Here is a 22,647-nt window from a genome sequence, read left to right as displayed (position 1 = left end):
AGCTTTATATTTGCAAACTCATTTAAAAATCTTTTTAGTGGACAATACGATCAAAAGAAATTCCTTTATTTTAGGAACCGTAGGCGCATTAATTACTCTAGTAATTTATCTATACATGTGGCAAGCACAGGATTATTTAAACCCTATGTTAAACACCTCTATATACATTTACCCTATCCTAATAGGTGTCATCTCACAAGTATGGGGTAGGCTTGCTTTAAAAGGTAACGTTTCTTTTAAGCAGGTAGTCCTAGCCTACTTCATTTGTATTATCATGATTTTTATTACAGAGTCTGTTACATATTACATTTTACTTAATCATGTAGACACAAATGCTAAACAAATATTATTAGACGCATGGCAAGGAATTACCGAAAAAGGACAAAACAGCCTTGCAAAAAGCGATGTATTTAAAGTCCCTACTTACTCTTTATCAGAATTTGCTCTAGGTTTTGCTACTAAAACACTCATGTTTACCGTACCTGGTTTAATCACAGGACTAATTATCAGTAAAATACCACAGACAGGTAAGTAATAATTTGATCGTTATATTTGAAACGTATAACAATACACTTTTAAATGAATAATTTAATAAAAAAAATACCGGTTAAGTATGGCCTTATAGGTTTTACCTTAATTATAGTTGCTTATTTTGCTATGTGGCAAATAGACTTAAGATTATTCTTAAATCCATTGATCACTTACCCTATATCAATTATAGTATTTATTCTAGGTGTTGTGTCACAGACAGAGGCAAAAAAGCAGTTAGAAGGCTATCTAAGTTTTGGAACCGCACTACTCTATTTTATTTTCACCGTTGCCATTGCTCTTTTAGGTTATGTTATTGCCGGTTTATTAATCTTTAACATCATCGATCCTAGTGCAAAAGAAGAACTGGTAGAATTAAGCATAGAAGCAGCTATGGAAATGAGTAGCACTATATTAAGTTGGTTCGGTATGGAAGACTTTTCTGGTCAGGTATCAGAAGAGCAAATACGCCAGCAAATGAAATTTAGCCCAACACCATTCGGTTATGCCAGTCTTATAATAGGTTACATAGGTAATATTATTATGTTTACCATAGGTGGCTTAATTTCTAGTCTTATCATTAAAAAAGAAAAACCTTACGAGTTTGAATAAAATGGACCTTTCCATAGTCATCCCATTACTCAATGAGGCAGACTCCATCCCAGAATTACAATCCTGGATAGACCGTGTAATGCAAACCACGGACTTATCCTATGAAGTAATTTATATAGATGATGGTAGTACAGATACTAGTTGGAGTATAATAAGTACGCTTTCGCGAAAGCGAGAACAAAACAACTCTACTAATCCCATAAAAGGCATAAAATTCCAGACTAATTATGGGAAATCACAAGCCTTACATGCAGGTTTTAAACTCACTCAAGGTAACGTGGTTATCACCATGGACGCAGATTTACAGGACTCTCCAGATGAGATTCCTGAACTTTATAAAATGATATCTGTAGAGAATCATGATCTAGTAAGTGGCTGGAAAAAGAAACGCTACGACAGCGTTATTTCAAAAAATCTACCTAGTAAACTATTTAATTGGGCAGCGCGTAAAACTAGTGGTGTGCAACTTAATGACTTTAACTGTGGCCTAAAAGCCTATAAAAGTGAGGTCGTAAAAAATATCGATGTACATGGTGAGATGCACCGTTACATACCTGTGCTTTCTAAAAATGCTGGATTTACTGACATTACAGAAAAAGAAGTTATCCATCAGGCGCGTAAATATGGTACTACTAAATTTGGTTACGAGAGGTTCATCAATGGTTTTTTAGACCTCATAACTATTGCTTTTATATCTAAATATGGAAAACGACCTATGCACCTTTTTGGCTCTCTAGGTGTTATCACCTTTATGATAGGTTTTATAACAGCAGGATATATAGGTGTTTCAAAATTATACCGCATGGCTACAGATCTTCCTTATATTCTAGTCACCGATAATCCATGGTTTTTTATAGCACTTACTACTATGGTTTTAGGTACACTTTTCTTTATAGCCGGCTTTTTAGGCGAGTTGATTCTAAGAAATGGTAATCAAGGTGATCGTTATAAAATTGCTGAAAAAATTTAAAAAACTTACTTCTCAAAACACCGAGATATGATTTTATAAAAGCCTTTTCTATTTAAACAGAAAAGGCTTTTTACATTTTAAAAAATTAAAATGATCTTATACTAATCACTAGAATTATAACGACTATGATAACCCACGGCGCAACTACTTAAAACAGTAACTGAGACTGCTTAGTAATTCCTATCTTTGTACTAAGAATACAAGCCAACAACACATGAATAAAGACCAAATCCTAAAAACCGCACAAACGTGGACTCAAGCACCTTTTGACGAGTCTACTATAACACGTACTCTAGCATTAATCACTGCAAATAATGACGAGTTTCAAGAATCTTTCTATAAAGATCTAGAATTTGGTACAGGTGGTATGCGTGGTGTTATGGGTGTTGGGACTAATCGTATCAATAAATATACGTTAGGTAAAAACACACAAGGTCTATCTCAATACTTAAATAAACAGTTCCCAGACGAGCAAGTAAAAGTAGCTATCGCATACGATTGCCGTCATAATTCTAAAGAACTGGCACAAGTAGTTGCAAACGTTTTTAGTGCAAACGGTATTCATGTTTATCTATTTCCAGATTTGCGCCCTACTCCATTGCTTTCTTATACCGTAAAAGCAAAGGACTGTCATGCAGGTATTGTTTTAACGGCTAGTCACAATCCGCCGGAGTATAATGGTTATAAGGTGTACTGGCAAGATGGTGGGCAGCTCGTACCACCGCAGGACAAAGAAATTTTAGATTTAATCGGCTCATTAGAATTCAGTGATATTAATTTTAATGGTAATGACCAGTTAATAGAATTACTGACTGATGCAGACGATAATGTATTTATAGACGACAGTATCAAAGCAGGTAAAATAGCAGGAGATGTAGACCGCTCTCAATTAAAAATAATTTTTACTAGCCTACATGGTACTAGTATTACTCTAATTCCAGAAACCTTAAAACGTGCTGGATACACAAATGTGCATATCGTAGAAGAACAAGCCGTACCTAATGGTGATTTCCCTACAGTAAAATCTCCTAATCCAGAAGAACCAGAAGCGCTTAAAATGGCAGTAGATCTTGCAAATGAGATCGATGCTGACATGGTTATAGGTACAGATCCTGATTCTGACAGATTAGGTATTGCTGTGCGCGATACAGATGGTAATATGAAATTACTTAATGGTAATCAGACCATGGTTGCCATGACCGATTTTTTATTAAAGCAAAGCGATATAAAAGCGATGAGAGATCCCTTTATAGGATCTACTATCGTTTCTACACCTATGATGCATGATCTAGCGCATGCATATGACGTAGAATGTAAAGAAGGTCTTACCGGTTTTAAGTGGATTGCAAAAATGATTAAAGACCATCCGCAACAGCACTTTATAGGTGGTGGCGAGGAAAGCTTTGGTTACATGGTAGGCGATTTTGTGCGTGATAAAGACGCTGTTACTGCATGTCTATTAGCTTGTGAAATGTATGCTTTTGCAAAATCAAATTCATCGACCGTTTATGAAGAGCTGATAAAACTATACCTTAAACACGGTGTGTATCAGGAGAAATTAGTCTCTCTAGTGAGGAAAGGAATCTCTGGAGCTGCAGAGATTAAGCAAATGATGATAAACTTAAGAGAAAACACTCCAAAACAAATAGGCGGACAAGATGTCATTATTGTAGAGGATTATGCTGCTAGCACTAGAGTTAACAAGCATTTGAATAAAACTGAAACTCTTGATATTCCTAAATCTAATGTTTTAATCTTCTATCTAGCAGATGGCTCAAAGATTGCAGCACGACCTAGCGGTACAGAACCTAAAATAAAGTTCTATATCTCTGTAAAAACAGCGCTGGACAAAGTGGAACATTACACCCTAATCCAGTCACAATTAGAAGATAAAATTAAAGGCATTCTTGCCAGTTTTGATATTTAATAAATGAATTATTTTAAAGAGATTTTACAGTATGCTAGACCTTATAAGCGTCATGGGATACTGAATATTATTTGTAATATATTTTATGCACTTTTTGGCGCATTAAGTTTTGTTTCATTGATTCCTATGTTAGATGTCCTATTTGACAAAACTCAGGCTGTAAACATTGCTCCTACTTGGGAAGGTATCAATCACACAATGGATTATGTTAAAGGCTATTTAGGCTACTACATCACTACACAGACTGATGGGAAAGAACAAGCCCTTATCATTGTAATTTCTCTAGTTTTAATTCTTTTCTTTTTGAAAAACCTTTTCGGTTATTTAGGGATGTACTTTATCGCTTACCTAAGAAATGGTGTTTTAAGAGATATTAGAAATGACTTATTTTCAAAAATAGTTCATCTTCCTATTTCTTATTTCTCTGAAAAACGTAAAGGAGATGTTATAGCTAGAACCAGTGCTGACGTGTTGCAAATACAAAATAGCTTTCTATCTATTTTAGAGCTCATTGTAAAAGAGCCTCTAAATATCATTTTCACACTTGCTATTATGCTAGTGATGAGTGCTAAACTCACCGTCTTCATGTTAGTCTTTTTACCTGTTTCTGGATTCTTAATTTCAAGATTAGGTAAGAAATTAAAACAACGCAGTGGTCAGGTTCAAAAAGAGCAAGGTTATTTTCTTTCTTTATTAGAAGAAACATTAAGTGGTTTAAAAGTAATTAAAGGTTTTAATGCCGAAGATAGGTTGAGCGAAAGCTTTCAAAATAGTACCAATAGAATGTACCGATTTGCAGTAAAATTAAATCATCGTAAAGGTTTTGCAAGTCCGGTAAGTGAGTTTTTAGGAATTTTAGTTATTGGAATTCTTTTATGGTTCGGAGGTCGTCTAGTGTTAATTGAAGAATCAATTGATCCTACCACATTTATTGGGTTTATGGTACTTGCTTATAACATATTAACACCAGCTAAGGCACTTTCTAAAGCTAGTTACCAAATTAAAGAAGGTAATGCGAGTGCAGAGCGTGTTTTAGAAATATTGCATACTAAAAATAAGATTGAAGATAAAGAAGGAGCTGTTTCCATTCCCGCTTTCGCGAAAGCGGTAAACGTAAACAACATCACGTTTTCTTATCAAGATGAACCTGTATTAAAGAATTTCTCTCTTAATATACCTAAGGGAACTAGTGTTGCTCTAGTAGGGCAAAGTGGTTCTGGAAAAAGTACGATTGCAAATCTATTGACCAGATTTTACGATGTAGAAAATGGTACTATTACTATAGATGGGCAAAATATTAAAGATGTAACTCTTAAAAGTTTGCGTGATCAAATGGCTATCGTTACTCAAGATTCTATCTTATTTAATGACACTATCGCAACTAATGTAGCACTAAGTGATAAAAATGCCACTGAAGAACAGATTATTGATGCTTTAAAAATTGCCAATGCTTGGGAATTTGTCAAAGACTTGCCAGAAGGTATTCATACCAACATAGGTGACAGCGGTAATAAATTAAGCGGTGGACAGAAACAAAGACTTTCTATTGCCCGCGCAGTTCTTAAAAATGCTCCTATCCTAATTTTAGATGAGGCAACTAGCGCACTGGATACAGAGAGTGAACGACTGGTTCAAGATGCTCTTGAAAAAGTTATGAAAAATAGAACTTCTATAGTAATTGCACACAGACTGTCTACCATTCAAAATGCGGACCATATAGTTGTAATGAAAAAAGGAGAAATAGTTGAACAAGGAACGCACAGTGATTTGTTATCTAAAGAAGGTCTTTATCATGGACTTGTTGGGATGCAGAGTCTAGTGTAATAAATAATATAACACATGAAAAATTTAATTCTTTTAGTAACATTTCTAGTTGCCACAATTAATGTAACAACAGCTCAAGAATCTGTAGAGTCTTTAATGGACAACGCTCTTAGTGAAGCAGTGGAATCTGATAAGCATGTGATGGTAAAATTTGAAGCGTCTTGGTGTGGATGGTGTCATCGCATGACTAAACAATTGAAAGATCCTGCCATCGCTTCTTATATAGAAGAAAATTATGTGTTATTACCTATTGTTGTTTTTGAAAATGGGGATAACATAAAACTAGAAAACCCTGGATCTAGAGAATTAATTACCAGCTATAAAGGCGCTAGTGCTGGTTTACCTTTTTGGGTGATACTAGACGCGAGCGGTACAATAATTACTACTTCTTTTAATGAAAAAGGTGATAACCTTGGCTGTCCTGCGTCTAAAGACGAAGTGGCTAGTTTTATTAAAAAATTAAAAGCTACATCTAATTTAACTGCTGAGAATGAAGCCTTAATAACTAAGATCTTTACAAAGGGTTAATTAACTGATTTTAAAACATACTCTTTAATGAGTTCTATTTTACGCCGATTTAATCCTGAAGAAGAAAAGGAAGATATACCTCAAAAATTTACGTTCCCTTTTCTTTATGAACCGCATCCTCTCGCTTTAAAAGCAGCCACACAATTAAGAAGTTTTTTAGACGGCCTAGATAATTGGTTTTTTGATTTAAACCTAGGTCCAGAAGATTACCAGCATCCCTTAGGGAAAATGTTTGGGGTACTTGTAGTTAGAGATAAAGAAGGTAAATTAGGTCATTTATGGGCACATTCTGGTGTCATAAACGGAGAACAAAAAGAAACTGAATTTGCTCCTTTAGTTTTTAATATGTTTCAGGAAGATGGTCTTTATGCCAAAGAAAATGGTATTTTAAGTACTCTTACTTCTACTTTAGAATCGCTGGAGAACGACACAGACTACCTTGCAAATAAGAAAAGGCTAGAAAAATTAAAGGTCGAGAATGAACTTTTAATTTACAATCAACGTAAAAAACATTCAAATCTCAAAGCAGAACGTAAGAAAATAAAGGAAGAAGCCAAATCTTCACTGAGTAAAGCAGATTTTCAAAAATTAATAGATAGCCAGCAAACAGCTGGTATGCATGCAAAATTCTTGCTCAAAGAATACAAAGTATATCTTGATTCAAAAGTCGTTCCTCTAGAAAACGCTATTGCTGCTGTTCAAAATGAAATAGACCAAATTAAGTTAGATCGTAAAAATTTATCTAACAAACTACAGACTTGGATTTTTGAAAATTATAGTTTTTTAAATGCAAACGGTGAGCGTAAAAATGCTATTGAGCTTTTCAAAAACATACCTCCTTACTTACCTCCATCTGGTACTGGAGATTGTGCCGCGCCTAAATTATTACAATACGCTTATTTAAATGATTTACAACCACTCGCCATGGCAGAGTTCTGGTACGGTGAGTCGTTAAAATCACAAATACGTAAACATGGTCACTTTTACCCATCATGCCGTTCTAAATGTGAACCTGTTTTAGGGCATATGCTACAAGGTCTAGACGTAGATGATAATCCTATGTTAGAAAATCCTGCTATAGGTAAAGAACTATCTCTTATTTATGAAGACGAATACCTTATGGCTGTTAATAAGCCAGAAGAGTTTCTCTCGGTACGTGGTAAGGTCATAGACGACTCTGTAGAATCTAGAATGAAACAACGTTTTCCAGATGCTACAGGACCATTAATTGTACACAGACTAGATATGAGTACATCAGGAGTTTTATTACTTACTAAGTCTTTAGAAATTCATAAAAAGGTCCAAGATCAATTTGAGAGACGTACGGTTAAAAAACGATATGTTGCTTTATTAGATGGCATCGTAAAAGAAGACAGCGGTTATATCTCTCTAGCTTTAAGAGTAGATCTAGATAATAGACCTTTTCAAATGGTCGATCCTGAATATGGCAAAAATGCTCGTACGAGATATGAAGTTATAGAACGTAAAGATGGTAAAACTAGAGTGCACTTCTACCCTATTACTGGACGCACACACCAGTTGCGCGTTCATGCGTCACATCCATTAGGATTAAACTGTCCTATTATAGGTGATGATCTCTATGGATTTAAAAAGGATCGTTTATATCTACATGCAGAGCAATTAGAATTTATACATCCTGTAACTTTACAGCCTGTAATTTTAAATGTTCCTGCACCATTTTAAAATATTTTGTTCTTGTGAATAACTAGGTAGCATTCCTATTTTAAGACCTATCTAGTCATCGTATTTTTACGGTAAATCTCTATTTTATGTCTCAAGAATTTAATTGGTTGTTATTTTTAATCATCGGTGTGGTGATAGGTGCTGTGGTAGCATGGTTTTTTGCAAAAACTCGCTTTGCAGGAACTCTCAATGTATTAGAATCAGAAAAAGGGCAGTTAAATAGTCAGTTATCTCAATTGCAACCTGCTATACAAGAACGTGATCGTTTAAAACATGAGAACAGTCAGTACAGTGCACAATTAGCGCAAAAACTTGAGAGCCAGCAAGAATTAAGTACGAGATTAGAAAAACTTGATAAAGAATATCGTGAGATAGCTATCGAGAAGGAAAACCTTAATGTATTACTAGCTGAGCAACGTACCGCTTTCGCGAAAGCGGAAGAAAAACATACCGAAGCACAAGGAGAGATTGAGAAATTAAACGAGAAATTTACCAAGGAATTTGAGAACCTTGCAAACAAAATCTTAGACGAAAAAAGCACCAAGTTCACAGATCAAAATAAGAAGAATATCGAACAAATTTTGAGTCCGCTGCAGGAGAAGATTCAAAGTTTTGAAAAACGTGTGGAAGACACTCACAAAGATACTATCGATAGACAAAGCTCTTTAAGAGAACAAATATTAGGTCTTAAAGAATTGAATCAGCAAATGAGTAAGGAAACGAGCAACCTTACCAAAGCGCTTAAAGGAGATGCTAAAATGCGTGGTAACTGGGGAGAATTAGTCCTGGAACGTGTGTTAGAAAAATCTGGCTTAGAAAAAGGATCTGAGTACGAGGTACAACAAACTATTAAAACAGAAGATGGCAGGACCTTATTCCCTGATGTAGTTGTAAACCTACCTGGCGGTAAGAAAATGGTTATTGATTCTAAGGTATCCCTTAACGCCTATGAGCGTTTTATTAATGAAGAAGATGAAGATCTACAACAGCGTCACTTAAAAGAGCATGTTGCTTCTCTTAAAAAGCACGTTGCAGATTTATCTGGAAAAAGCTACCACGATTATCACATCGATAGTCCAGACTTTGTTCTTCTTTTTGTACCTATAGAACCGGCATTTGCCATGGCATTAAATTATGATGGAAATTTATACAGTGAGGCATTTGACAAGAATATAGTTATTGTTACACCTACAACATTATTAGCTACATTACGTACTATAGACACGATGTGGCAAAATGAAAAACAGCAAAAAAACGCACTAGATATAGCAACAGCTGCTGGTGCTTTGTACGATAAATTTGTAGGTCTTACAGAAGATTTAATTAAAGTAGGCTCACAACTGGATACGGTTAAAAAATCTTATTCCTCTAGTATGAATAAGCTTACTGAAGGTTCTGGAAATCTAGTAGGTCGTATAGAACGTTTAAAAAGACTAGGTGCCAAAGCCAATAAATCTCTTAATGAAAAGCTGGTAAATCGTGCTATAGAAAGTGATCCAGATTTTCTAGAAGCTAGTGACGAAGAACAACGTCTAAATTTATAACATTACGCTATAAAGTAACACAAGCAAGTATTACATAATTACGTAATAAAACACAATTATTACGCTTTTACGTAATAAACAGAAATATTACTTAATAATGTAATATATTTGAATTATTACACTTTTACGTAATAATTCAAAAACGATTTATGCAAGTAGTCTTAGCAGGTGATATAATAGGTTCTCAGAAGAACCAGCCAGATGATTATCTCAAGATCATAGAACCGATACTAAAAACACATTCTAAAAACGGTATGTATCAAATATACCGTGGCGATAGTTTTCAAGTATGGATGGACAGCCCAGAGCAAGGTTTATTAACCTGTCTAAAACTGAAAGCAGCTTTAAGAAAAACCGGCCATCTAGATGTAAGAATAGCTATAGGAATAGGAAATATACAGGTAGTAGATAATAATATTGCAAAATCTTCTGGAAGTGCTTTAGTACAATCTGGAGAATTATTAGATTCTTTAAAAAATAAAGAACAAAATATTATGGTAAGAAGTGGTAATTCACTGGATTATTACATGAATACTGCTCTAAAAATCGCCCTTATTTATATGGATGATTGGACAGAGAACGCAGCTGCCATTTTATATGAAGTTTATAAAAACCCTACAATTACCCAACAAGAAATGGGTGATAAATTAGGTATAAAACAAGCCACTGCCAGCCGCAGACTAGATCGTGCCCATTATAAAGAGACAGATGCACTTCTCCATTTATTTAAACAATACTATAAAGACGTGAGCTATGGAAGTATTAATTAAGTTACTAATAGCACACTTTTTAGGTGATTTTATTCTATAGACTAATAAGTTTACTGAACAAAAAGAAAAAAACAAACTACGCTCCTACCACCTATACGTTCATGCGGCAATTCATGCAGTATTGTCCTGGATTCTTCTTTGGGATTTAAAATACTGGTATGTAGCTCTTATTATCTTAATAACGCATTTTACAATAGACGCAGGCAAACTTTATTTTACAACTAAGAAAAATAGCCGCTGGTTATTTACCATAGATCAAATAGCTCATATTTTAATACTCGTAGTTCTAGCTACAAACACATCTGGAATCAATTTTATTATTAGTGATCAATTTTTACAGATACTATGGCCATTAATCCTATGTGTATTATTTCTTACTAGTCCTGTAGCCATCATGCTTAAAATATTTTTTACTAGATGGACCTTAACAGAAGACGATACTGGTATTTATGGACTTAAAAATGCTGGGAAATGGATAGGTATGCTAGAGAGATTACTTATTTTTCTATTTATAATCACAGACCATTTCAGTGCTGTAGGGTTATTATTAACAGCAAAATCTGTTTTTAGATTTGGTGATTTAAGTAAAGCAAAAAATATGAAGTTGACAGAGTACGTATTAATAGGTACATTGCTTAGCTTTGGAATCGCAATTCTAATCGGATTGCTATTTAAAAATTACATGATATGAAAAAGATTTTAGGAGTTATACTTACCACGATATTACTAGTTGCCGTTATATGGTATGCTTTTATATATTTTGCAAGCTATTCTGATGGGTACCGCAGTGGTGAATTGATTAAGTTTACCCATAAAGGATTTATTGTTAAAACTTGGGAAGGCGAGATCTCTCAAGGTATAAGCGGTGCACAAATTTTCTCTTTTTCGGTAATGGATAATCAACCAGAGATTATTGAAAAGCTTAAAGAATATCAAGGTAAATATGTGAAGTTAAAGTATGAAGAGAAATTTGGAACGTTCTTCTTTTGGGGTGATACAAAATACTTTATTACAGAGGTTACTAAGGAAAATAGCCCACACTTTAATCGAGATTAATGATGTGGATTCCGCTTTCGCGAAAGCGGAACACTTATCCAACTAATTCTCTAACTATTAAGCACATTTTATGAAAGATACTTTTAAATCTCCAGAACAATCTAGAGTCATGTTATCCCTATTAATGCTACCGTCTAATGCAAATTTTTCTGGTAAAATTCATGGTGGTTATGTTCTTTCTCTAATAGATCAAATTGCATTTGCTTGTGCGTCAAAACACAGTGGCGTCTACTGTGTTACAGCAAGCGTGGATGTTGTAGATTTTTTAGCACCTATAGAAGTAGGTGAAATGTTAACCTTAAAAGCATCAGTAAATTACGTAGGTAAATCTTCTATGGTAGTAGGCATACGTGTAGATGCAGAGAATATACAAACTGGTGTGACAAAGCACTGTAATTCTTCTTTTCTAACTATGGTTGCCAAAGATGAAAATGGTAAAACCGTACCTGTTCCTGGACTTAAAATAAGTAACGAGACTCATGTGCGCAGGTTTGCTAGAGCCATAAAAAGAAAACAAATTAAACAAAAAAGCGCCCAAGAAATCGCTGCTGCAAATTTCTCTGACGCTAGTTATAAGGAAGAATTAAAAAATTATAATGTAGAGATTGTTCTTTAAAAAAACACCTACTTCATCACTATACTTCTTAAATTCTGTTTATTATAATTAATAGGCAACAGCTTTTTCCTGTTGTGATTCAAAAACATAGCCTTGTAATTTTTGTAAAGTATTTAATTTTTGATCTGTATTGATCAATAATGATATATTATTATTGCTACCACCATATGAGATCATGCGCACAGGCACATCTTGTAATACTTGAAATAAATGTGGTGTATCTTCATGATAAATAATATTATTACCTACCAGACACACGATACTCATACCTTGATCTACATCTACACTAGCTATTTTCTCTAGTTCTTCTACTATAGCATCCAGATGTAATGGATTATCTATGGTAAGAGAAACAGCTATTTCTGATGTGGTAATCATGTCTATAGAGGTCTCGTATTTCTCAAAAATTTCAAATACCTTTTTAAGAAAACCATGCGCCTGTAACATTCTTGCAGATTTTATCTTAATGGCATAAATGCCATCTTTTGCAGCGATAGCTTTAATACCTTCTCCGTGAACATGATGTGTTATTAACGTACCATAAGAGTCTGGAGACATGGTGTTTTTTAAACGTACAGGAATATTAAGATCTTTTACCGGTATAACCGTTTGAGGATGTAAAATTTTGGCTCCAAAATAAGCAAGCTCTGCCGCTTCATCAAAAGATATATTTGAGATAGCAGTCGTGTTTTCTACAAAACGAGGATCATTATTATGAAAACCATCAATGTCAGTCCATATTTGTACCTCATCTGCCTCTATCGCTGCTCCTACTATAGAAGCCGTATAATCGCTACCACCACGTTGTAAGTTAGATACATTTCCATGAACATCTAGACATATAAAACCTTGAGTGATGTAGATATCTGCCTCACTATTTTCATTTAAAATTCTATCTAGATTTTGTTTGATATAAAAAGAATCTGGCTCGTCATTATTATCTATACGCATAAAATCTAAGGCAGGTAATAATGCAGCATTTATACCTTCTTGCATTAAAAATCTACTAAATAGAAAGGTAGACAATAGTTCTCCTTTAGCAACTATTTGATTATAAATCAATGTGGTATGCTCTGAGTTAACAAGCTTTATTAAATCTGTAAAAACATCATTTACATATTCTTGAGACTCATTAATAAGCCCGCTATCATTTAATAGTTCTTCTATTGTATTTTGATATCCACTAGCTAGTTGCTGTATAAGAACAAGTGCAGATTCTGTTTCTTTTAAGCGTATCTGTTCAGATATTTCTACCAAAGCATTTGTAGTACCAGACATAGCAGATAACACCACCACTTTCTTAGTACCATCATTAATGATATTTTTTACATGAGTCATGTTTTCTACAGAACCTACTGAAGTACCACCAAATTTTAAAACTAGCATTTTATTAATTTTTAGGTAAAAATACAGCCACTTCTATGGTAATAGAAAAAATATAACAAAATTAGTTTAATTTTGCACAAGCTGTTAAATAGTTAACAATATGAAAACCATAGCAGATTGTGTTGAAGAGATTTTAGTGACTCAACCATTTTTAGAAGAGGCACTATCCAGACGAATCATTAATTTCTCTGCCTTAGCAGAAGAATTACAAGAACCCATAAGCGGCATGTTAAGAAAACCGGTGAAAACCGGTGCTATTATGATGGCGTTGAGACGTTATAATCCACCTAAGGATTTGAGGCATTCTAATAACTTAAAATCTATATTAAATAATCTAGGTGATATAACGGTACGATCTAACCTTATCGATTTTACCTTTAAAAATTCTAGTACTTTATTCTTAAGTCATAGTAAGATTCTTGAGTCCATAAACACAACTATTTTTTATGGATTTTCCAAAGGTATTCATGAAAGTAACCTAGTAATATCGATGAGTGAGAAGGAAAAAATTCAATCTCAATTTGCCGATGAAATTATGACCAGCACACAAGATAATTTAAGCGCCATAAGTATCGCATTACCAGAAAACAATACCCAAGTCCCTGGTTTATATTATCAGATATTTAAACGTTTTGCATGGGAAGGCATCTCGTTACACGAGGTCATTTCTACCACAAACGAGTTCAGTGTACTCGTAGAAAATGATACGGTAGACAAGGCTTTTTCGGCAATTAAAAAGTTGGGGTATACCTAGAAATAAAAGTGTACTATTAAACTTATACAATAGATCAACAGAAATGGATTATTTATTGAAATAAAAAACGAATTGATCTAAGAATCTACTTACATAGAATCATCATTTGTAGCACACAACAAAAATAAAAAAAGCCGCCTAAATAAATAGTGCGGCAATTTAAAAAAAAATAGATTCTATTGTTTTATAAATCGTTCTACAGAAATTTGATTATCGACCACTACTTGAGCAAGGTAAATACCTGAAGTAAGATCTGACATATTCAATTGATTTAATCGATCCAGTTTTAAAGTTTTTACTTTAGTACCAGTCATGTTATAAATCATTAAAGTTCCATTATCTGCATTAGACAAATTAATATTTAAAAGAGAAGTTACTTGCGTTGGATACATTTCAAAAGCAGAAAATGTTTCATCACCATTAGTAAGCAAGGCACCACTTTGACCAGTAGTTACCTGATCTCCAGATGTTGACCCATTATTATTAGTTTGATTAGTAACATAATAAAAAGTTACTGCACCTAAATCAGTTGCTGGAGCAGTCCACGTCATATTCCAACTATTTTGTCCACTTCCTGTACTTGTACTATTATGAGTTAATCCATTAGAGTCTGTACGTAATCTAGTTCCTGTTCCTGGTGTCCAAGATCCTATTTTAGTTCCATCAGCAAGTTCTGCAGTGATATTAAAACCTATTTTAGTTGAAGTAGAACCTTGCACATCTAGATTAAGGCTATACGATTGATTTGCCATATAACCATTAGGTAATCCTGTAAGCGCAGCCGATCCACCAAAGTTTGCAGAAGATGCAACATGACATTGTGTACATGTCGTACCTCCATCTCCAGGTGAACCTGTAAAATTACCTGGTTGACCACTAGAAAAACTTACTAGAATAAGTAAGGCAATAGGGATAGCAGTAAGAACGCTGTAAAAAGAGTAATTTTTTTTCATAATGTGTAATTAAAGAAGTTTATTAAAATAGCTTGAAATAACAACCATCAAATAATATTTATTTTCTTAGATAGTAGCTACTTATGATCATAAAGCTAATTGTTAATTATCACATAATCTTAACGTTACTATACAAAAAGCCTGAATCAAATTGATTCAGGCTTTTTTTTGAACGATTTAAAACTAGATTTACTCTATTTTTTTTGCGTTCATTTCGTAAAAAAAGAAGTCATCATTAGGTACGTCAAAGGTGATCCCAATTACTTTACCATAGGCATCACTTTCAAATTTTACAGTTCCAAAACTAAACCATGCTTGTGGCTCGTCCCAATGGATTTCATAAGCATCATAATTAAAATGTGAGAGCGTACTATTTAACAATGGCGTGTGTTCCCATAGTAATTTAAGTTCTCCGTTCATTTCTTTTACTTCAAAGTTTCCATAAATATCAGCATGATAGGTTCCTATAATTGCCTCTTTCTGTAAAGTAGGCTGCGTTCCCTTAACTTGTTTTGCTTTTCTGTCTGCTATTCTAGTATCGCCAGCTTTCCATTTATCATAACCGTCTAGCATTTCTTTACTCCAGTCTTTTTTATCCCTATTTAAAAAACGGTCAAAAACGTAATAAGCAATTGCATTAGTCGGCGCTTTAACACCATTAGTAAGTACTACAACACCTAGGTTTTCATCCGGTAGCATTTGTACCGTAGATATCATACCATCATAACCACCACCGTGACGTACTCTAAAATTGCCCTGATAATCTCCAAGAAACCACCCCAATCCATAACCAGCATATTGAGAACCGGTAGAATTACGATTTACTTGATTTACCCCAAAGCTATTATGTAAATTCCACATATTATTGCGATTCTGCACAGAGAATAACGTGTCGTTTTTCTTAGTAACTCCATGAATCATGTTAAGAATCATCCATTTACTCATGTCATGAACACTAGAAATAATACCACCAGTAGACTGTACATTATCCCATCCTACCCATGGAATCGTGTAATTCTTATTATTCTCATCCATAGCATGTGGAGTCGCTACATTCTTATTGTTACCAAAATCCTTAACACTCACCACCGTATCATCCATCTCTAGAGGTTTCAAAATACGTTCTGTAACATTATCCTTAAAACTCTTACCAGTTACCTTTTCAATTAACGCACCAGCAGTGATAAACATTAAATTAGAATATCCATAACCAGCCCTAAAATCATAAGCCTGCGGTACAAACCTGATGCGTTTTACTACTTCTTCTGTACTCAACTCTGACTTATACCAGATACCATCACCAGAAAACGTTCCCAAACCTACATTGTGACTCAATAAATCCTCAACAGTAACCATTCTACTTATTGCAGGATCGTACACTTCAAAATAAGGTAAGTGATCCTGTACTCTATCCTTCCAGTTCACCTTACCTTCTTCTACCAGTTGTGCCATAATCGCTGCAGTAAAAGCTTTGGTATTACTTGCAATAGCATAAATAGTATGCTCATCTGGCTTGCGGTTTTCATTCACATCCATCTGACCATAACCTTTTTCAAAGACTATTTTACCATCTTTAACGATACCTACACTCAGTCCAGGAATGTTCCAGTCCTTTTGCGTTTGAGAAATGTATTTGTCCAGTGCTTTATAATCTACTTTTTGAGCAAATACAGTTGTAGAAATAAAAATAATAGAGAGAAATAGAATCTTTTTCATAAGTCAGATTTAAAAAATAAAGATAGTGGTTGTATCGCTTTCGCGAAAGTGAGATTAAATTATGGATAATAAAAGATTACGAACTAAACATCCACTTAATCCACTTACCTTTTACACTATCAGGATTTGTTTGATTGCAATTTTTAAATACTCTATATATTCTTATGGGCATTCTATAATCAACATCTTCTCCTTTCCACTTTTCTTGATTCTTAAAAGTCTTTGTTTGTTGTAAAGTATAGGTAATAATTGAATCAGGAATTTGTTTATCTGCAAAGACTCTTATGTGAAACCATTCATCAATCATTTCGTCATGGTTTTGCACTTCGTACAATTCATTAGGGCGAATACTATCTTTAAATATTTTGATATCTGATTTCATTGAATTTAAATTATTTGACAATTCAGTCTTAGATATAATCGTACTATCTGTTTTACCCATAAAAATCTTCAACCCATACTTAGGAATTGTAGTTGAAATTTTAACAGAATCATTTTCAAGCAATTGAAATTTTAAATTAAACTTTTTATTTAAATATTCTTCATAACTCTCAGCCTTTATTAAACTAAAATCATAAGTTCCATGACCATTCCTTAACGTTCCATATAAACTATCATTACTCTGTGATAATTTATAATTGATAAGTATTTTAATATCTCTATATTCCCAAATAGTATCTTCATAATAATCTAACGTAGGGATATCAAATTTAATTTTTGAGGCCGTTGCGTCATACAAAACTCTTTCATCAATTACATAAAGAGTATCATTATTAAAGTCCCATTGATCATATTCATTTTCTAAATTAAACCATCTTCCTTGTAGTTTCATTTCTGCTTCTTTTTGTCCACAAGAACAAAGTATAACAAGCAAAAATATGATCAATATGTAAAAGGTTTTTTTCAAATAATTATTTTTAATATCATAAAAATATAATTAAAATAGACATTTCAGCAACTATTATCAATAATTCAGAAATTTAAAAACAAATAAAAGCCAGTTAAGCGATAATCGAGATCTTTAAATAAAATCAAGAAATGATTTAGACAATGCCAATACAGATAGTTGGCATGTCAAATCTTACCGACTTCTCCAAAATCAAAAAGTTTTTAGAAACCAACATGCAAAGTATTTCTCTTGGCATGTTTGGTTTAAATCGAGATCTTTAAAGAAAATCGAGAAATGATTTAGACAATGCCAACACAGATAGTTGGCATGTCAAATATTAACGACTTCTTCGAAATCAAAAAGTTTTAGAAACCAACATGCAAAGTTTTTGTCTTGGCATGTTTGGTTTAAATCGAGATCTTTAAATAAAATCGAGAACAGATTTAGACTATGCCAACACAAATAGTTGGCATGTCAAATCTTACCTACTTATTCAAAATCAAAAAGTTTTCAGAAACCAACATTCAAAGTATTTCTCTTAGCATGTCTGGTTTAAACCAAGATCTTTAAACATAATCAAGAATAGATTTAGACTATGCCAACACAAATAGTTGGCATGTCAAATCTGAAATGCTTCTTTAAAACTAAAAAGCCCTAGAAGCTTAATGCTTTTAGGGCTTTAATTTATAATACTGTTGCCAGTCTGAGCCTGTCTAAGACGAATTACTATCGAGATGTTAAATAAACTTCGACAGGTTCAATTTTATACTTACATATGTAATTTACTTACTCAAATACATTCTTCTACGAGCATACAAGTCATAGAAAGCATCGTCTTTAAGACTGTCTATAAATAAGATACTTTCTCCAGTAGATTTCATTTCTGGTCCTAGACGTTTATCTACGTTAGGAAACTTGTTGAAAGAGAATACCGGCTGCTTGATCGCATAACCATCTAACTGCGGATTAAAATCAAAATCAGTTACTTTATTATGACCTAACATAACCTTAGTAGCATAGTTTACATAAGGTTCTTTGTATGCTTTGGCAATAAATGGTACCGTACGAGATGCTCTAGGATTTGCTTCAATGATGTATACTTTTTCATCCTTAATCGCAAACTGTATATTAATCAACCCTACTGTATCTAGCGCAAGAGCTATCTTCTTAGTATGATCTTTAATTTGTTGCATAACCAGGTCACCTAGATTAAATGGTGGTAATAACGCATTAGAATCTCCAGAGTGGACTCCACAAGGTTCTATATGCTCCATAATACCTATTATGTAAACATTCTCTCCGTCACAAATAGCATCTGCCTCTGCTTCTATCGCTCCATCTAGATAATGGTCTAATAAAAGTACATTGTTAGGTATCTTCTTTAAGATATCTACTACATGCTCTTCTAGCTCGTCTTTATTGATAACGATTTTCATCCCTTGACCACCTAATACATAAGAAGGTCTAACTAAGATAGGGAAATCTAATTTCTCAGCTACTTGAAGCGCCTCAGCTGGTGTAGTCGCTGTTGCAAATTCAGGGAAAGGAATGTTATTCTTAAGTAACATTTCAGAGAACAGCCCACGATCTTCGGCAAGATCTAGAGCTTTATAACTCGTTCCTAAAATCTTAATACCGTAACGTTCTAGTTTTTCAGCAAGCTTTAAAGCCGTCTGTCCACCTAGTTGTACGATAACTCCTTCTGGCTTTTCATGACGTATAATGTCATAAATATGTTCCCAGAATACTGGTTCAAAATATAACTTATCTGCAGTGTCAAAATCGGTAGAAACCGTTTCTGGATTACAGTTAATCATGATCGTTTCATAACCACATTCTTGCGCTGCATAAACTCCATGCACACAACAGTAGTCAAATTCTATTCCCTGACCGATACGGTTAGGACCAGAACCTAGTACAATAACTTTCTTTTTATCAGATACCACGCTTTCATTTTGCACGTAGCGCTCTCCATCTGCTGTTTCTATATCAGCCTCAAATGTGGAGTAATAATATGGTGTATCTGCTTTAAATTCTGCCGCACAGGTATCAACGAGTTTATAGACTCTATTGATTTTCATTTCTTCACGTAAATTATATACCTCTGACTCGAGACATCCTAACATATGCGCGATCTGGCGGTCTGCAAATCCTTTTTGTTTTGCTTCTAGTAGTAGCTTTCGCGAAAGCGTGCCCACATCATATTTCCCTATTTCTTTTTCTAATAAGAAGAGTTCTTCAAACTGCTTTAAGTACCACATGTCTATTTTAGTAATCTCAAAAATTCTATCTAATGAGATTCCCATAGCTACAGCATCATACAGAGCAAAAACACGATCCCAACTTGCGTTAGTCAGTTTTTCAATCACCTGATTATAATCGGTATAGCCTTTACCGTCTGCTCCTAGACCATTGCGTTTAATTTCTAATGACTGTGTCGCTTTATGAAGTGCTTCTTGGAAAGAACGACCTATTCCCATTACCTCACCTACGGCTTTCATCTGAAGACCTAGGGTACGATCAGATCCTTCAAACTTATCAAAGTTCCAACGTGGTATTTTTACAATTACATAATCTAAGGTAGGCTCAAACAATGCCGATGTATTACCTGTGATTTGATTATTTAACTCGTCTAGTGTGTAACCTAGCGCTAGTTTAGTTGCAATTTTTGCAATAGGGTAACCTGTCGCTTTACTTGCTAGTGCTGAAGATCTAGATACTCGAGGGTTGATCTCGATAGCGATAATCTCTTCTTTTTCATCAGGACTTACTGCAAACTGTACGTTACATCCACCTTCAAACTCACCTATACTACGCATCATGTGAATAGCCATATCACGCATTTTCTGGAAAGTGCGGTCTGATAGCGTCATAGCAGGAGCAACTGTAATAGAATCTCCCGTATGGATTCCCATAGGATCCATATTTTCAATGGTACATATAATAACTACGTTATCATTCTTATCTCGTAGTAATTCTAATTCATACTCTTTCCAGCCTAGTAAGGCTTTATCGATCATTACCTCGTGAATAGGAGAAACTTCTAGACCGACGGTTAACAACTCGTCATAATCTTCTTCATTATGAACAATAGCTGCACCAGCACCACCTAGAGTAAATGAAGATCGTATACATAAAGGAAAACCAAATTCTTGGGCAATTTCTTTACCTTTTAAGAACGAAGTAGCAGTGGCCTGTGGTGCCATACCTACTCCTATTTCACCCATTAATTTTCTGAATTTTTCTCTATCTTCAGTAATGTTAATTGCATCGATATCTACACCGATCATATCTACATTATGATCTTCCCAAATACCTTTTTCTTGTGCCTCGATACAAAGGTTTAAAGCTGTCTGTCCACCCATAGTAGGAAGTACGGCATCAATTTGAGGATGTTCTTCAAGAATTTGTCTAAGAGATGTAGTTGTTAATGGTAATAGGTATACATGATCTGCCATGGAAGGGTCAGTCATGATAGTTGCCGGATTTGAATTTATTAAAATGGTCTCTATTCCTTCTTCTCTTAGAGATCTTAAAGATTGAGAACCTGCATAATCAAACTCACAAGCTTGACCTATGATTATAGGCCCGCTACCTATTAATAAAATGGATTTGAGGTCTTTTCTTTTTGGCATTATAAAGTGATTTTATGGGACTTAGGTAATTTGGTAATAGGGTACAAAAAAAGGCGTCAATTCTAATGAATTAACGCCTAAAGTATAATTAAAGATAAATCATATTATCTTTTGTGTCTTCTTTCAGTAGAAACAGATAATTTTTTACGTCCTTTAGCTCGGCGACGAGCAAGAACTTTACGACCGTTTGCAGAAGCCATGCGCTCTCTGAAACCGTGCTTGTTTCTTCTTTTCCTTTTACTTGGTTGGTATGTTCTTTTCTGTGCCATAGCTTGAAATCTGTATCTATATAATAAAAAGGCTTTAAACCTTAGATTTTAATCGGCTGCAAATATAACAACTCTTATTTTACTTACAACAGGAAATTGACTTTTTTTGAAATTATTTTTCTACTAATTCCTAATCAGTTTCATTTTCAAGTATAAAGATAATCATAAGCTCAATACCTATCTAACAAGGAAGGCATAAAGTTTTAATACTACCATCTCTAATCTTATCACGCAGTAACATTGCACCTATTCCTAGTCTGTACAAAAACCAACAAGATTAATATCTAAGTGAGAATAACCTATGTTCTTATATTATCGTACTAGTAATTTTTTTAAACCACCCTATTATTAAGATCTATTTTTTTTTAATAGATAAAACCCTGCCAATTCCTAAAAACAAAAACTCCTTAAATACTTATCTTTGCAAACTTCAAAACACACCTACTAATGTTTAACAAAAACATCAAACTGGTTATCACTGCTATTATTGTAGCATATGCCATATATCAATTTACTAGAAACGAGATTCTTACAGGAATTTTCTTAATCTTATTTTCAGGAATCTTCATATTTCTATACTTTAAAAATGAGATGATCTTACTTGCATTTAATCGTTTAAGAAAGCAAGATTTTCCAGGTGCAAAAAAATGGTTAGATAAAATAACAGACCCAGAAGCTGCTCTAGTACAAAAGCAACAAGGTTATTACAACTATTTACACGGTCTTATGATTTCTCAAGAAAACATGACCAAAGCTGAGAAATACTTTAAAAAAGCAATCGCATTAGGTCTAAACATGGACCAAGATCTTGCGGTTGCAAAATTAAACCTCGCAGGTATCTCTATGATGAAGCGCCGCAAACGTGAAGCTACCGCCCTACTTAGTGAAGCAAAGAAACTAGACAAACAAGGAATGCTAGCCGATCAAATTAAAATGATGAAACAGCAAATGAAGAAGATTTAATTT

The 22,647-nt window shown here is 34.0% G+C and carries 19 protein-coding genes and 1 pseudogene; 14 read left to right on the top strand and 6 right to left on the bottom strand.

The genetic code is table 11. The annotated features are described in order from the left end of the window. Positions 1-37 precede the first annotated feature (37 nt). The 12 genes and pseudogenes from ABJF08_RS04260 to ABJF08_RS04205 all read left to right on the top strand — a co-directional run bounded on the left by ABJF08_RS04260 (position 38) and on the right by ABJF08_RS04205 (position 12,079). Positions 38-535 carry a hypothetical protein gene (locus ABJF08_RS04260; RefSeq protein ID WP_348114821.1) on the top strand — a complete coding sequence of 166 codons (498 nt, stop codon included), beginning with the start codon at positions 38-40 and terminating at the stop codon, positions 533-535. 44 nt (positions 536-579) lie between these two features. After that, a complete protein-coding gene (locus ABJF08_RS04255) occupies positions 580-1,140 on the top strand; it encodes a DUF4199 domain-containing protein (RefSeq protein WP_348114820.1) in 561 nt (186 codons plus the stop codon). 1 nt (position 1,141) lies between these two features. Next, positions 1,142-2,110 (top strand): glycosyltransferase family 2 protein, encoded by a 969-nt coding sequence (locus tag ABJF08_RS04250; protein ID WP_348114851.1) that lies wholly within the window; start codon positions 1,142-1,144, stop codon positions 2,108-2,110. 214 nt (positions 2,111-2,324) lie between these two features. Further along, a complete protein-coding gene (locus ABJF08_RS04245; protein ID WP_348114819.1) occupies positions 2,325-4,037 on the top strand; it encodes a phospho-sugar mutase in 1,713 nt (570 codons plus the stop codon). A gap of 3 nt (positions 4,038-4,040) precedes the next feature. Further along, positions 4,041-5,861 (top strand): ABC transporter transmembrane domain-containing protein, encoded by a 1,821-nt coding sequence (locus ABJF08_RS04240; RefSeq protein WP_348114818.1) that lies wholly within the window; start codon positions 4,041-4,043, stop codon positions 5,859-5,861. 15 nt (positions 5,862-5,876) lie between these two features. Then, positions 5,877-6,389, top strand: coding sequence for a thioredoxin family protein (locus ABJF08_RS04235; protein ID WP_348114817.1), 513 nt, complete (start codon positions 5,877-5,879; stop codon positions 6,387-6,389). Between the two features lie 27 nt (positions 6,390-6,416). After that, complete coding sequence (locus ABJF08_RS04230; protein ID WP_348114816.1) at positions 6,417-8,093, top strand: RluA family pseudouridine synthase; 1,677 nt, start codon at positions 6,417-6,419, stop codon at positions 8,091-8,093. An 86-nt stretch (positions 8,094-8,179) separates the two neighbouring features. Then, positions 8,180-9,637 (top strand): DNA recombination protein RmuC, encoded by a 1,458-nt coding sequence (gene rmuC, locus ABJF08_RS04225; RefSeq protein ID WP_348114815.1) that lies wholly within the window; start codon positions 8,180-8,182, stop codon positions 9,635-9,637. A 149-nt stretch (positions 9,638-9,786) separates the two neighbouring features. Beyond that, positions 9,787-10,407, top strand: a complete 621-nt coding sequence (locus tag ABJF08_RS04220) for a MarR family transcriptional regulator (protein WP_348114813.1) — start codon at positions 9,787-9,789, stop codon at positions 10,405-10,407. 55 nt (positions 10,408-10,462) lie between these two features. Then, positions 10,463-11,098 (top strand): annotated as a pseudogene (locus tag ABJF08_RS04215) (DUF3307 domain-containing protein); the annotation flags it as partial. Further along, positions 11,095-11,463, top strand: a complete 369-nt coding sequence (locus tag ABJF08_RS04210; RefSeq protein ID WP_348114811.1) for a 6-phosphogluconate dehydrogenase — start codon at positions 11,095-11,097, stop codon at positions 11,461-11,463. The pseudogene ABJF08_RS04215 and the gene ABJF08_RS04210, both read left to right, overlap by 4 nt. Positions 11,464-11,533: 70 nt before the next feature. Continuing rightward, positions 11,534-12,079 carry an acyl-CoA thioesterase gene (locus tag ABJF08_RS04205; RefSeq protein WP_104515133.1) on the top strand — a complete coding sequence of 182 codons (546 nt, stop codon included), beginning with the start codon at positions 11,534-11,536 and terminating at the stop codon, positions 12,077-12,079. A 48-nt stretch (positions 12,080-12,127) separates the two neighbouring features. On the opposite strand, the gene ABJF08_RS04200 is transcribed toward ABJF08_RS04205, so the two are convergent. Continuing rightward, on the bottom strand, positions 12,128-13,465 hold the full coding sequence (locus tag ABJF08_RS04200) for an aspartate kinase (protein WP_348114810.1): 1,338 nt from the start codon (positions 13,463-13,465) through the stop codon (positions 12,128-12,130). 100 nt (positions 13,466-13,565) lie between these two features. Between ABJF08_RS04200 and ABJF08_RS04195 the strand changes: the two genes are divergently transcribed. Further along, complete coding sequence (locus tag ABJF08_RS04195) at positions 13,566-14,219, top strand: hypothetical protein (RefSeq protein ID WP_104515135.1); 654 nt, start codon at positions 13,566-13,568, stop codon at positions 14,217-14,219. Positions 14,220-14,395: 176 nt separating this feature from the next. On the opposite strand, the gene ABJF08_RS04190 is transcribed toward ABJF08_RS04195, so the two are convergent. The 5 genes from ABJF08_RS04190 to rpmH all read right to left on the bottom strand — a co-directional run bounded on the left by ABJF08_RS04190 (position 14,396) and on the right by rpmH (position 21,681). Continuing rightward, positions 14,396-15,172: a choice-of-anchor V domain-containing protein gene (locus tag ABJF08_RS04190; protein ID WP_348114809.1), complete on the bottom strand. Its 777-nt coding sequence runs from the start codon at positions 15,170-15,172 to the stop codon at positions 14,396-14,398. 189 nt (positions 15,173-15,361) lie between these two features. Then, positions 15,362-16,888 (bottom strand): serine hydrolase, encoded by a 1,527-nt coding sequence (locus ABJF08_RS04185; protein ID WP_348114807.1) that lies wholly within the window; start codon positions 16,886-16,888, stop codon positions 15,362-15,364. Between the two features lie 76 nt (positions 16,889-16,964). Further along, positions 16,965-17,795 (bottom strand): hypothetical protein, encoded by an 831-nt coding sequence (locus ABJF08_RS04180; RefSeq protein WP_348114806.1) that lies wholly within the window; start codon positions 17,793-17,795, stop codon positions 16,965-16,967. Between the two features lie 764 nt (positions 17,796-18,559). Beyond that, a complete protein-coding gene (gene carB / locus ABJF08_RS04175) occupies positions 18,560-21,412 on the bottom strand; it encodes a carbamoyl-phosphate synthase large subunit (RefSeq protein WP_348114805.1) in 2,853 nt (950 codons plus the stop codon). 104 nt (positions 21,413-21,516) lie between these two features. Next, complete coding sequence (rpmH, locus tag ABJF08_RS04170) at positions 21,517-21,681, bottom strand: 50S ribosomal protein L34 (RefSeq protein WP_082438615.1); 165 nt, start codon at positions 21,679-21,681, stop codon at positions 21,517-21,519. 447 nt (positions 21,682-22,128) lie between these two features. On the opposite strand from rpmH, the gene ABJF08_RS04165 reads away from it, so the two are divergent. After that, the gene (locus tag ABJF08_RS04165; RefSeq protein ID WP_104515143.1) at positions 22,129-22,644 is read left to right on the top strand and encodes a hypothetical protein; all 516 of its coding nucleotides are present in this window, start codon (positions 22,129-22,131) and stop codon (positions 22,642-22,644) included. Positions 22,645-22,647: the final 3 nt, after the last annotated feature.

This window comes from Nonlabens sp., from assembly GCF_039941875.1.
Lineage (GTDB): Bacteria > Bacteroidota > Bacteroidia > Flavobacteriales > Flavobacteriaceae > Nonlabens.
This window is presented reverse-complemented; position numbering and strand designations above follow the sequence as displayed.